At 58.7% G+C, this 13341-nt stretch carries 8 protein-coding genes and 1 pseudogene; 6 read left to right on the forward strand and 3 right to left on the reverse strand.

The window, feature by feature from the left end; all coding sequences use genetic code 11:
• Window positions 1–2 precede the first annotated feature (2 nt).
• The 6 genes and pseudogenes from XH84_RS34145 to tnpC form a co-directional block, all read left to right on the forward strand.
• Window positions 3–278 (forward strand): EscS/YscS/HrcS family type III secretion system export apparatus protein, encoded by a 276-nt coding sequence (locus XH84_RS34145; protein ID WP_128948644.1) that lies wholly within the window; start codon window positions 3–5, stop codon window positions 276–278.
• 10 nt (window positions 279–288) lie between these two features.
• Window positions 289–1110, forward strand: a complete 822-nt coding sequence (sctT, locus tag XH84_RS34150) for a type III secretion system export apparatus subunit SctT (protein WP_128948645.1) — start codon at window positions 289–291, stop codon at window positions 1108–1110.
• Window positions 1107–2144: an EscU/YscU/HrcU family type III secretion system export apparatus switch protein gene (locus XH84_RS34155; protein ID WP_128948646.1), complete on the forward strand. Its 1038-nt coding sequence runs from the start codon at window positions 1107–1109 to the stop codon at window positions 2142–2144. The genes sctT and XH84_RS34155 overlap by 4 nt, the downstream gene beginning before the upstream one ends.
• 855 nt (window positions 2145–2999) lie before the next feature.
• Window positions 3000–3401 (forward strand): hypothetical protein, encoded by a 402-nt coding sequence (locus tag XH84_RS34165; protein WP_128948648.1) that lies wholly within the window; start codon window positions 3000–3002, stop codon window positions 3399–3401.
• A 1482-nt stretch (window positions 3402–4883) separates the two neighbouring features.
• Entirely contained in the window at window positions 4884–5624 is a 741-nt protein-coding gene (locus tag XH84_RS34175) for a glycoside hydrolase family 12 protein (protein WP_128948649.1), read from the forward strand.
• A gap of 689 nt (window positions 5625–6313) precedes the next feature.
• A pseudogene (tnpC, locus tag XH84_RS34180) lies at window positions 6314–7313 on the forward strand (IS66 family transposase); the annotation flags it as partial.
• 355 nt (window positions 7314–7668) lie between these two features.
• Here tnpC and XH84_RS34185 read toward each other — a convergent pair.
• The 3 genes from XH84_RS34185 to XH84_RS34200 all read right to left on the reverse strand — a co-directional run bounded on the left by XH84_RS34185 (window position 7669) and on the right by XH84_RS34200 (window position 13337).
• On the reverse strand, window positions 7669–8538 hold the full coding sequence (locus XH84_RS34185; RefSeq protein WP_128948650.1) for an outer membrane protein: 870 nt from the start codon (window positions 8536–8538) through the stop codon (window positions 7669–7671).
• A gap of 1141 nt (window positions 8539–9679) precedes the next feature.
• Window positions 9680–11863 (reverse strand): hypothetical protein, encoded by a 2184-nt coding sequence (locus XH84_RS34195; RefSeq protein WP_128948651.1) that lies wholly within the window; start codon window positions 11861–11863, stop codon window positions 9680–9682.
• A gap of 811 nt (window positions 11864–12674) precedes the next feature.
• On the reverse strand, window positions 12675–13337 hold the full coding sequence (locus XH84_RS34200; RefSeq protein WP_128948652.1) for a CpaD family pilus assembly lipoprotein: 663 nt from the start codon (window positions 13335–13337) through the stop codon (window positions 12675–12677).
• Window positions 13338–13341: the final 4 nt, after the last annotated feature.

Raw genomic sequence — 13341 nt, forward strand, 5'->3', positions numbered from 1 at the left:
CCATGAACGAAGCCAGCATTCTTACGCACCTGGGTCAATCGCTCGTGCTCTTCATGATCTGGGTTCTGCCGCCGCTGCTTGCAGCTCTCATCTCCGGACTGATCATTGGCCTCATCCAGGCGGCAACTCAGCTCCAGGATCAAACCCTGCCGCTGACAGTCAAGCTTCTGGTCGTCGTCGCCGTGCTCGCCGGGTTCTCTCCCGTACTCAGCGCTCCACTAATCGACCAGGCCGAGCACATCTTCAGCGAGTTTCCAGCACTCACCGCAAGATACTAGCAGAGCTTGAATGGCTGGCCTGTCACCCGCAGAGGCGCAAGCCCTCGTTCAGGGCACGATCGAATTCGTCGCCGCAACTGGGCTGAGTGCGGCCCGCGCCCTAGGCATCATGCTGGTGCTTCCCGTCTTCACCCGGCCGCGTATCAGCGGCCTCGTTCGGGGAAGCCTGACGATTGCGATCGGACTGCCGTGCCTCGCTCAGATCAAGCTCGGTCTGCAGGCTCTGGACCCGAACACGCGCCTGGTCAGCGTTACCATGCTTGGCCTGAAGGAGGTGTTCGTCGGTCTTATGCTCGGCATCCTGCTCAGTATCCCAATGTGGAGTATACAGGCAGTCGGCGACATCATCGATACTCAACGAGGAATTTCAAGCCAAGTTGCGGGGGAGGATCCCGCGACGCACAGCCAAGCGTCCGGAACCGGGCTTTTTCTCGGTGTTACGGCCGTTACGATCTTCGTTCTGGTCGGCGGGCTGCAGACCATGGTGAGCGGCCTTTATGGCAGCTACCTGGTGTGGCCTGTCTATCAGTTTCTGCCTACCGTGACAGCGCAAGGGGCAATGGAATGTCTGGGCCTTCTCGATCGTACCATGATGACAACTTTATTAGTCGCCGGGCCGGTGCTGGGCCTGCTGCTGCTGGTTGATATCGCGGTCATGATGCTCGGCCGTTTTGCATCTCAGCTCAAGATGAACGATCTCTCCCCGATGATCAAGAATGTTGCGTTCGGGGTCATCATGGTCAGCTACACCGTCTATCTGCTTGAATACACCGGAGCCGAAATCCTGACCTCGAACAACATGCTAGAGTATCTGAAGAAGCTGTTGAGATGAGCTCTACGAGTGAGGAGAAAAAACTTCCTCCGACGCCCAAGAAGCTGCGCGATGCACGCAAGAAGGGGCAGAGCGCGCGCAGCTCGGATCTGGTGAGCGGCGTCAGCGCTAGTGCCGGTTTCGGCTGCCTGTGGTGGCGAGCGGGTGCGATCGAGGACAAGTGGCAGGAGACGGTCCGGCTCGTCGATAAACTGCAGGAGCAGCCGTTCACAAGCGCGGTGCCACAAGCGCTCAGCGGCTTGCTAGAACTTTCGATTGCCACTGTCGCTCCGTTGCTCGCCGCAGCCGTGACAGCAGCTCTTCTGGCCAATGTCCTGGCTAATGGCGGCTTTATGTTCGCTTCGGAGCCGCTCAAGCCGAAGCTCGAGAAACTGGATCCAATCAAAGGCTTGAAACGCATCGCCTCGAAACGTTCGGCCATCGAGCTCGGCAAGACCGTGGCTAAGGTGGTGGTGCTTGGTGCGACCTTCTTTCTCACCGTGATCGCGAGCTGGAAAGCGCTGGTGTACCTGCCAGTCTGCGGCATGGGCTGTTTTGGCTTCGTCTTCACCGAGGTTAAGCTACTGATAGGGATTGCCGCTGGAGCTTTTCTGGTCGGCGGATTGGCTGACCTTCTAATCCAGCGCTGGTTGTTCATGCAGGACATGCGCATGACGGAAACGGAGGCCAAGCGGGAGAACAAGGAACAGCAAGGCAACCCGCAGGTGAAGCGTGAGCACCGGCGTCTGCGGCAAGAGTCGGCCAACGAGGCTCCGATCGGCATCAGTCGGGCCACGTTGATATTGCGGGGATCGACAACGTTGATTGGGCTGCGCTATGTCCGCGGCGAGACCGGCGTGCCGGTCTTGGTATGCCGTGGCGAAGGCGAAGCTGCTTCGCAGCTGCTTGTTGAGGCGCGCGCGCTGCGCCTCAACATTGTGGATGACGATGTCCTCGCGCGTCAGCTGCTCGGCAAAGCAAGGCTCGGCAACCCGGTTCCCTCGCAATATTTCGAGTCGGTCGCAAAAGCACTCTATGCTGCGGGGCTAGTCTAGGTCATTCTGTCCTGACGCTGCGATCTGCAGCCTGGCGCTCGATGGACGCGCGGATGTTCCGCGAGGCGACGATGCGCTAGCCCGAAAGCCTCTGGGCCGCGGCCTCGCTGACCGGATTACCGGATCAGCGGTGGCGACAAGCGCAACAACTTGTTCGCCCATTTCGAGAACTTCAACGCCTACACCCCGCCGGCAGTTAGCTCGTCCTATCGAGGCATGGATTTCGCATTCGGTCGGCAAGAACCTCTGGATGATCCCTATAGCGGTGCCGCGGCGGTTAAGTGCCTGGCGGTCGCCTGGTTGCGAGCCGCCGAGATGGTTCTAATGGATCATGTACGCAGCCGGCGTATCTGCTTCCGGCCGTCGAGGGCATCCACTGCGATTCAAAGTCGCTTTCAGGTGGCCCGTCCAGGAGCGCTCGTTGGCTCACAGGGCAGGGCCGTCAACAGGCCGAGCAGGCTGCCAGTGAAGCCTTCGAAGCAGGGTGGAAGCGATGGCCCGTTCCAGCGGCTTGGAGACCTCGTAGACAATTATTGAATGTTGATTGCTGCTCCATGTACGTGCGCTCACGGACTTTGTCTCCGCCATCCATCTACGCGCAGCCGCCACCATCCTCCATCCGATCGCCCCAGCTCTCAGCCTCTGGGCGGGTGCCGATGAGCATAGCGACAGCACACGGACGCGAGCTTTACAGCCTGGGCTCTCGCCGTATCGCGTTCACTCCCTCCTTTGCTGGCACGTTACCAAATGAGGTAGGTATCGCGTGTTGGCAATTGTGGTACCTTGTAGGGGATGATCGAAATGAGCCGCGAACAACTTAGTACGTTATAAGCCCTTCAAGCCAGGAGATCTCAAATGGCACCGAATGCAAGCGAAGACGAGAAACGCGAGCGGCGGCCACATGTCGGGCACGACCCGGCTTTGGTATCTGGCGCTTCCGCCGATGGCGCTGGAAAATCTACGACAGCTGCATCGCCGATTCCATTTACGTTTCGGGAATGGCAGAGCTCGATCGAAGCGACAAGCAACCTGTTCGCTACGGCCCTGAAGGACGGACTAGGTTTGACTGCTTCCATTGTGCATGACCAGGCCACCTTTCTGAAGAATATTGCGGACTCCAAAACTTCCTCGGAGCTGTTGAGGTGTCACCTGGATTTCCTGGAGAAATTCTGGTCGAGGTCGTTCAGCGCCGGCTCGAAAATATTGGATCATCTCAAGCCACAGCCACCACCTGCGGGAAGGCAGGCGATTCACTGAGCTTGCAATAAGAGCCCGATCGCAGCTACTTCCTCCAGAGCCGAGAGCATATGTCGCCCACGGGTGGGTTCAGCTGACCCGCCAAGTACTCCTACGATTGCTCTGAACTCAAGATGCCGCGAGGTATCTACGATTCGTATTGCCGTAGATACCTCTCTTTTTGTCGGCTAGAGCTTTTGTTGGGCGGAGGCAGGCAGCCGCTGCGCGCTCAAGGGGGCGCAGATCGGGTTGGGCGGCGGATGCCGGGACGAGTGATGACATGATCGCCACAAGCCGGGGCGTCGGCCACTTGGCGGTCTGCCACCCTTCGACGTTTTTGTCGAAGGCAACCTGGCGGAGAACCAAAGCGAAGAGCCGCCTACCGGAAGAGCGCGAGCTCGCGAGCTAACGACAAGGAAGAGGCCCTTCTGGTGGCCGCGGCCTGCAGTCCTCCGACAGGCCGGGTGCCGGACACCGGAGCTGCTGGCTGGCGAGATGCTCCGGCTGACGTGGTGCCAGAGCCTGTCGCCGGAATGTCGTTCTCACTCTCGACCGCAACTGGCCCCACACGGGCCGCTTTCGTTTTGGGAATTGCCGGGTCTCGTCAGCTTTCAGTAAGCCAGCCCGGATACAGAGCCGTTGTGGTTAACGGGACGTGGCAGGGACAGCGCTATCTATCCAGAACGGTCAGCGCCGAGTCACGCTTTCCGCTAAACTCAACGGCAGCGCGGGGCGGCAGGGATCGTGCCTTTTTCCAGCCCCCCAGGTCGGTAGGCGCCAGGCCGCGCCCGCGCTGCTACCTGTCGCTGACCTTCTGTGGTCAGCTTTAGTGGTTTTAAGCGTTCAGGGGGTGGACATGGACGGCTTCAACTCAACATCTTCGCCTTATGCGCCGCAAGTGCGGCGCAACCAGCCGTTGCCAAGTTTGTCTCTTTGTGTGCCCCCGGGCTGGCAGCACGGAGATCAGTGGGCGCCGGAAGAACTCAAGTTGCGAATGGATTTGCACAAGCTTCTGCCATCCGTGTCTGAGCCAAAGAAAAGTCTCACTCTCGGGGACGTGAACTACACAGCCAGTATTGGGCCGCCAGGCTCGGAACACGAGATTTTTCTCCGCAGAAACTGAACTGGCTTCCGATTGAAGTCAGCCAAGGCGGCGAGTCGCGCCCGCGCTGCCTGCGATCCGAAGCTGATCGCCGAGCCACGAGAGGCGACTACCAGTCCTGGGCGAGAGCTTCGTCGCCCTGGCCGAGGGTCTGCAGAACGCGCCGTGGTCGCTCGGCGGGCCAGCGCGTGAGCATCGCACCGGGCCAAGGCTGCTCAGTGACAATGGTTCGAGTTACGTGCCGGACGATCTGGCCGAGTGACTCGACCAGAAGGGCATGCAGCACGTGCGCGGCGCTCCGTACGACATAAAGACAAGAAAGAAGATTCGTCGTTCTCTGACTGGCCTCACTTTTGCTTGCTGCTCGTTCGCTGGAGGGCAGATCTGAGGTGGAGATTAGAATGTCTGCGTTGTCGACGCTGAACGTACTTGCGCTACCTTTTGCGACAATGATTGCGCTATTCCCAGCATCCGCAAAAGCGCCGATCTGGAGTTCGAACGATCAGTACGGTACCTTCTCCCTTGAGGGCTATTCTTGGAACAACGACGTATATGGTCAAGGTGCTGGGCCTCAGACGATCTCGATGTATTCGATCAATCAATGGAGCGTGTGGTCGAACCAACCTGATACTGGTGGCATCAAGAGCTATCCCCACGGAGCTTTCAATATCGGGAAAAAGCTGAGCGCGATCAACGACCTCAGGTCAAGCTTTAATCAGAGCGTCCCGACTGGCGGCCGTTGGAACTTCGCCTACGATATCTGGGACAGCTCAAATGCCTATGAGATAATGCTTTGGACCAACTACACCGGAAATCCCGATGGAAGCGGTGATGTTAAGCCCATTTCTTACAAATATAACTCTTCAGGGACCGCCGCGATTCCAGTCTACACAGGCGTGAATGTGGGGGGAGCCACTTGGAACGTGTTTGAAGGCTGGAACAAACACGAGGTTATTTCGCTTCTGCGCAGCTCCAAAACCAACAGCGAGACTGTGGATATCAAGAGTATCCTGCAATGGATAAAGTCGAAAGGATACTTCGGCGACATAATCGTCGGCAGCGTCCAATACGGCGCTGAGATAACCTCGTCCCCAGGCGGGCAAAACTTCGACGTCAATCATTGGGCTGTAATCTCGAAGTGACTACCTTGGGACCACGATGAGGTGATCGTCCGCCCACGGTATGGCGCACGCTGTACGATGCACTTCGTACCGGACCGCGCCAGGCACTCGTTGTGGGGCCGACGAAGATCGGCCGGGGTTCATGATGGGGGCGGCCCTGGCGCCGCACGCCTCGTGCCGAACTGAATTCGCAGGTTCTCGCATTCATTAATCGGAAGAGCCGCAATCTCCGCCGAATCAGGCCATCTGTATTCACGATCTTGAGATTCTGTTTCTGCTCAACTCCACTAGGCGATCTTCGCGATTGTCATTCTGACTGCAATATTGGCCCTGACGCAATTTTTGGTGCAGCTCCGATTGCTCCGCGCCGATTGCTCGCGGTGGACGAAAATCGATTTTGCCGCCGCCGTACTTTGGCGCCTGATGACTTGAGGCGCGTCATCTGCCCCCACGGTCTGTTCATTGGGCCAAGGCAAGGTGATCGCCGCCCGAACCGCCGGCAACAAGACTGGCACGAGCACGCTCGATCCAGGATGACAATTCATCCCGGCGAAGGGACGTCAGCCTCTCGGCCCGCAGTCTATGCGTTACCCATTCTCCGACGACACGAACAGAGGCCCGAAGCCGCGCGCCTGCAAGCGACGCCAAAGTGCAGCGCCGTTTCGGTAACCGGCTGCCCCTTCATCGTCGAGCCGTGGCACGTAATGATCGAGCGAACTCTGTGTCAGAAAGACATCATGGCGTTCACCATGGATCACCTGCCGATCAGCTTTTTGCTATGGCCGGTCTGCATCGCTCTCGATCGATCGACGTTGGCGGACTGGGTTGGGCATGCTGCCTTCCATCTGCGCCCGCTGCATGAGCGCCTTCTCTGGTGCTTCGCGAGAGGTCCAAGCTGTTCGCCGACGAGACGACGGTGCCGGTGCTCGATCCCGGTCGAGGGCGCACCAAGACCGGTCAGCTCTGGGCCTATGCCGCCGACGACAGGCCTTGGGGCGGCCTCGATCCGCCCGGCATCGCCTATGTTTATGCACCCGACCGCAAAGCCGAGCGGCTGTTCAGCCATCTTGCCGGCTTCAAGGGCGTTCTGCAGGTCGATGGCTACAACGCCTATCCAAAGCTTGCCCAGCGTGGCCAGGTCGAGCTCGCCTTCTGCTGGGTGCACATGCGGCGCAACTTCTACGAACTCGCGACAGCCGGCCCCGCTCCAATCGCGAGCGAGGCGCTGAAGCACATCGCCGCGTTCTATGCGATCGAGAAGGAGATCCGCGGCCGCAGCGCGGAGGAGCGTCGCCTCGTGCGGCAGCAAAAGAGCCGACCACTGGCCGATGCCTTTGAGGTATGGCTGTGCGCTAAGCTGGCTCTCATCAGCCAGAAGATCAAGCTCGCGGAGGCCATCCGCTATGCCCTCTCGCGCTGGCAAGGCTTAACGCGCTTCATCGATGACGGCCGCACAACAATACGGTCGAACGATCAATCCGTGGCATCAAGCTCAGTCGCAAGAACGCGCTGTTTGCCGGATCCGACGGGGGCGCCGAACATTGGGCCGTCGTCGCAACCCTGGTCGAGACCTGCAAGCTCAACGACGTTGATCCGCTCGCCTATCTCACCGACGTCCTGACCAGAATCGTCAACGGGCATCCAAACCGCGACATCGACCACCTATTGCCCTGGGCCTACCGCGCTCAAGCCCTCAAAGCCGTGGCCTGAGAACGACGCTTACGATGTGTTGGCTGTTTTATAGAAACAATGCGTGGCTACATAGCCGAACTTCGCCTCTTCGGTTCCGGCATAGAGCTTCCGTCCGCCTTTCATGGGTCATCAGTGTCTTGCAAATGCGATCGATAAGGGCCTCCACATTCGGCCAAACGCTCGATGCCTCTTCCGCCTATTCTTCTGCAAGCTTTTAGGCCGCCTGCCTTTTGTGAGTTCGAGCTCCTTTTGAGCGTCTCACCTCGTCTTGTGGGCGAGTTGTTTCAGCAGCTTTTCGTTGCTCAATTTCTGCTACAGTCCTGCGTGAGTTGCCGTAGGAACAGACAGAACGTAAGATCAAAGCTCCTGCCAATCAGAAGTGGTAGTTCACGCCAACCCGCATCGTATGAAGCTGTTGCTTGAAGGAGACGGGCGTCGTGACTCCAATAGCGATGGCAGCAGGCGCAACGTCGCCCGTCTGCACACGGCTCGCGACGGAAATCGGCAGCGTTACGTCTTGCCTGCCGAAATCGAAGTAGTCATACTCAACTTTGGCTGACCAGCCGGGCAGGAAGGCATACTCCACGCCGGCCCCCAGTGTGCCGCCAAATATCTTCTTGGTCGCTCGGCCATCGGTAGCACCGTTAGCAGCAAAGCCAGTCCCCAAGTTCGACGTAACGGCAAAGGACTGGTTGATGCCGATGCTTGAATCGGCCCAAGCTGCGCCGCCCTTGATGTAGACTAGGCCGCGGTCGCCCACCGTGAAGCCGACCCGTCCGGTGATATCGGCAATCCATTTGGTGTCGTTCGTGCAATTCAAGACCACAAAGCAGCCATTGCGCCCCTTGACACCACTCCACAAAAAATCGCCTTCCACGCCGTAGACCATCACACCGGACTGGAAATTGTAACCGGCTTGTACGCCACCGAGGAAGCCGTTCATCTGCACCTGCGGCAATGGCACAGTAAAATCGGCAGTGCCGCCGATGAGCTGGTTTACCGTCTGGTTGACTGGGGCGCCAATGAATGTGTTGCCCACAGCGAGGGCGGTCTGGCTGGTACCCCAACCCGAGCCCACACTGCCGCCGATGTAACCTCCAGTCCAGCTGAAGAGAGGATAAACGGGAGCCGGCGCTTTGACGATAGGTGCCGCAGGCAAATCGGCAGCTAAACTTCCGCTCACAAAAGCGATCGTCCCGAACGCAATGATGCCCGCGAGCGCCAATTGCTTGTTGCACTTCATCCTAGAGTCCTCCTGCTGGGCACGGAAAATATTGCTGGCTTGGTGCCAAGTTGTGGTTAGCTCGATAGTTGGTGCTGGCAGCCAGATCACCTCTGCAATCTGGTAGGCGGCAGCTTCTTGCTGCGACCGCGACAGCCGCTTCTAGCCGTGTCCGTTCCAGAAAGGCGAGCAGGCTCTGCATTCGAGCCTGTACGTCGGTGCTCAGCAATCCTTTCGCGAAGATCCCTGACACCGCCGAGTATTTCGGAGAGCAATGGCCGTTTTACAAAGCGGACGCGGTGGTGATTCTCGCGGCTCCCAACTGGACCGGCTGGTTGGCCGACGTATAGCGCGGTATATCGTTAGTGGCTGTGCGTTGGTCTGGTTGTGAGTCCACGCCCGCTCTTGATGGGACTCACGATGGGGAGTGGGAGGCTCGATATTTTGGACGACTCGTGCGCTGCATCTCGTTGTCGTCGGGCGAGTAGGAGATGTCCTCGCTCTGGCTCACCCAAAAAGGCACAAGCTGCAAGCGCACGCTGGCGGTCCGAATTTCGGTCGCGGCATTGGGGGGAGCGGGCAGCGTCGCAATTGTCGAGGCTGATCCACGAGCCGCGGTTTCAAAATGGAAAGAGCGGCGCGGCCGTGCGGTTCATTCGCTTCGCCGATTTGGCCGAATGGAAGGAGCGCGCGTCCCCCTTGAAGCCGAGAAATCTGGCCTACGGTTATCGATACCCCGACGAGCAAAGCGCTGGCCATGCGCGCCATCGCCAGGGGCGCTGCCTGATCTTGTTGCGGCCGAGTCGGGCCGACATCGAAGCTGCGATACAGACGTTGATTGCTATTCGTAGGCTCAACCGCCGGTTTGCGTTCGTCCTCACTCGATGCCACAGCGGGGCTGCCGCGTAAGTGAAGCCGCAACGTCGCTCAATTCGCTCGGGGTGCTCGCGCTTACCTATGTGACAGCGTAATGAACATCAACACGCGCGTGGGGCAGGATTAGGCGTGACCGAGTGTGCGCAAGAGGGAAGAGCCTCGGAGGAAGTTCGTGAGCTGTGGCGCGATAGATCGTTGAAGCGTACTTCTAAGATCTCCGGAAGGAGGATCAGACGTGGATTCAGGTCCGCCTGAGCAGCTGTCCGAGGTGCCGACGAGCCCTCATTCAGCCAAATTGTGGCTGATGGAAGAGAAGAACGCGGCCTCCCGGTAGGCTTTCTGCCGTGTAGAACTGACCGTGGATAAAAAAAGCGGTCATTGGGACGTCCCGGCGCGGCAGAAGGCCTAGGCTCTGCAATATGTCGATCACGGCAGGCGAAGCCTCTTGGGAGGCGTGCGTCCAGCCGTCGCCCAAGAACTCTCCCAGTTCAGGCACGTGCGGGACTTGCTGATGGCTTGATGCAGGTGCGCCAGACGGCAGAGGAAGGTTCGGCGCTAGCGCCGAGGGAGCGCTCCCACTCCATTCGAACGGTGCCGCCGAATCAAGGTTAGGTGCAAGACCGCCGTAGATATCTGAGGAAGTCCTCAGTGCCGCAGGCGTAGCTTCGCCCGGCAAAGCGGGCCGAGGGTGATGAATGAGCTGAACGTCCTTGGGCCCTGCCGGTCCCAATATCGCCGTGTACCGTTCGCCACCGATCTCAAAGTTCATGATTGGATGTTCCGCAACAGGCAAGAAGTCCCAGTGGCCCAAGGTGGTCAGCATCATGTCTGGGGCCAGCTGGGTGCGATGGGAAAAATTCTTGGGAACGGCGAACGAAACATCGAACGTATCGCCGATAGCGGGCGACCGCAGATGGACGAGCTGAACATCATTGAGCCCTCCTGGTCCCAAGACGGCCATGTAGCGTTCACCTCGAATATCGTAGGCCTTTACCCGCTGTGCTGCATCCGGCAAGAGGCCCCAGCGGCGAAGCCTGTGCATCATATTCGGCGCGGCCTGGGTCCCGTGGGAGAAATCTTCGGGGACGCTCAAAGACGCATCAAAGGCGTCGCCGGCCGTCACGAACGTCTGCTCAAGCACGGTCTGAGCCCCAGCGCCTTCGTTCATCATCCGCCCAGAGTGGTCTTCAGAGGTGTAATTCGGCTCCCGCGAGCTCGGCTGCCAAGTCGCGGCATCGAAAAGCTCTTCCTGAGCAACACTTTGCACCGGCGAGGGGATGTTTGAACTCATCATTGGCCGAGGCAGCAGTGCATCGAAGGTCGGCGCCGGCATGAGGTTCTCGCGATCCGCGGCATCGAAAAGCGCGTGCTGAGGGACACTTTGCACCGGCGAGTGAATGGTTGAACTCATCGTTGGCCAAGACACCGGTGCATCGGAGGTCGCCCCCGACAAGAAGTTCTCGTGGTCCGCGGCATCGAAAAGCCCTTCCTGAGCGACACTTTGCACCGGCGAGTGGGGCATTGAACTAACCGTTGGCCCAAGCATTGTTGCGGGCAAGAGGTTCTCGCCATCAGCGGCATCGAAAAGCACGTCCTGGGCGACACTTTCTATAGGAGAATGGGCGGCTAACCCCACTGCATGCCAGAGCTGCGGAGTATTGAACCCCGGGGGCAATGAGCCGCGCCCATCCGCAACTTTCCCCATCGGCTGCTCATCGGCCGGCATGGGCAAGGGGGTGGACGGCTGAATGGCGTGGCTCGAACTGCCTCCTTCTCCGCCTAAATTGTTCTGCAGGGTAATCGCGCGATAATCGCGGAGGCCGTTCAAGGCGACGATGAGCACGTTGTCCTTCGGAAACAATCTGTCTGCGTGGCCAAGCAATGCATCATCACTAAGCTTGGCAATTGACAAGGGTCGAAGCGCTACCGCCAACTTCCGCAGAGCGCTCGCATAGCCCTCGGCCGTTCCCTTGCGTATCTGACGACTAAAACCTGCCTCAGCGGCCTCCCTGATGAGACTCTCATCTTCCCTGGTAGGGCGATAATGTGTTGAAACGGGGCGAGCGTTGGCGTCGGGCTCGCGATACCGACTGACCATTGACAATGCTGGGGCGATGACCTTGTCGTTTGGCAGCAGCTTCTTGCCGTAAGCGAGTAACGTATCCTCATCGAGCCCAGCAATTGATTGGCCGTACTGCTTCAGCTCCCCGGCTAGTTTGCGAAGCCGACGATCGTAAATTTCGACGGTTTTCTCACTCTGCGGTTGCCCGCGATCGAGAGCAGCGCGGGACGCCGCCTGGATGAGGCGATCGTCTTCCTCAGTGACATCATATAGCTCCGCGTGTTTGTATACGGGGCCCGCTTCTCGCACGCCTGCCAAGTGCTGCTCAAACGCCGCATTCGGCTGCTCCGGCTGTTCCACGGTCGCATCTGATGCACTGAACTCCTTGCTTGTGTTCAATCGGTCCATGGTCAGTCCGCTGGCATCCTTCTCTCGTTAGTTCGCTACTCACGTTAGCTTTCCAAAACCTGACGTGGCCAGGCGGAAAGCTAGAATGAAACGGGAATGACGGCCGCCAATTGCCTTCTCTGCGCGCTGCAGCATCGCTCGCCCGCCCAAAGAAGGCGCCCCATGAAAATGAGGGTCTTCAACTGAGTGGCGGCACATTACATCCACATCGCAGCCGACTAGCTGAGCAGGTACGAAACCAAGTGGATCGCTGACATTATCGGGCGGCTCGGCGTCGCTCTGGGCGATCGTGTTTTACGCTATAGCAAGGTCGGCGCAGCGTGGGCTCATTCCAGCATCGGTATCGATCAATATTGCATCGGCTTTGAAGGCAGGCCTGCTGCGAATGGTGCATGAATGGCAGAACGACAAAAAGGTCTTCGGCGGCACATTACGTGCAGGGCGTCCAATATCCTTTCCTACCCGGCTGGCCAGCCAAGCTTGAATACGACTACTTCGATTTCACTAGGCAAGACGTTACTCTTCGTGTGTCGGTAAACGGGGCAAGTGCAGACTGCTGGCGACGGCCCGACAGGTGTCTTGGACGTTGAAGTCGCATCGCTCACCACCTTCAAACAGCAGTTTTCAAACAATCAGGCTTGGCGTGAATTTCCATTTCTGATTTGAATGAAACTGGACGGCTTAGCGCTGAGGCGCCCGGCATCCCCAGTATGATCCTGACACACAGCGCCGCGCCGCGTTAGGGGCGTGGTGTGACGGCGCTTGAGCGCAAGGTATTGCACAGTGAGTTCGGATATGCGCCTAAAACCGCCTATCGGAGCGGCTGCACATTCTGTGTTGTCGTTCCCGCCGCGTCCGACTCTGCCGTGCCTGCTCCATCTTCTCCGTTGCTCTTGTTGCGCTGGGCGACAGTAGGGTGGCTGGCAAGAGGAGCGGCGGCGCGATCGCCATTAACCGTGACGACAGACCGATTATCCACCAAGTCGAGCGGATCGTTGACCATAACTGCCAGATTGTTTTTGGTCGAGCAACCAAGCGTCGGTTCGAACGAATTGTCGTTCACTGCTGGTCCGACGATCAGAAGCGACGGACAGTTCGGAAGATGCGCTTCGAACGTGATCGCCTCGATCCTGACGCCGGAACGGCCGGCTAAATTTTGGGGAGAAGCGGAGAGGCGGATGTTATAGGGAGCCACGCCCATGGCCCGGGCCTCGTGCGCCACCTGCGCAATGAGCTTAGGGGAGCCGCTCACATCCACATGGAGCGCATCCCGCCGGCCGCCACTTACATTGGCGATAAAACTACGCAGCTGAAGCCTCTCGGGCGCACGGAGGCTCTGCAGGAACAAGACACGTTGTCTCTGTTCGACCTGGACTCCTTGTTCAGCAGGCTTGGGATGGATCGAGGTACTATTTGCGCAGCCCGCCAATGTTGCGGCAATGACAATCAAATTTGACAAATATCGCAGGGTCATTTGT

The organism is Bradyrhizobium nanningense (assembly GCF_004114535.1).
Lineage (GTDB): Bacteria > Pseudomonadota > Alphaproteobacteria > Rhizobiales > Xanthobacteraceae > Bradyrhizobium > Bradyrhizobium nanningense.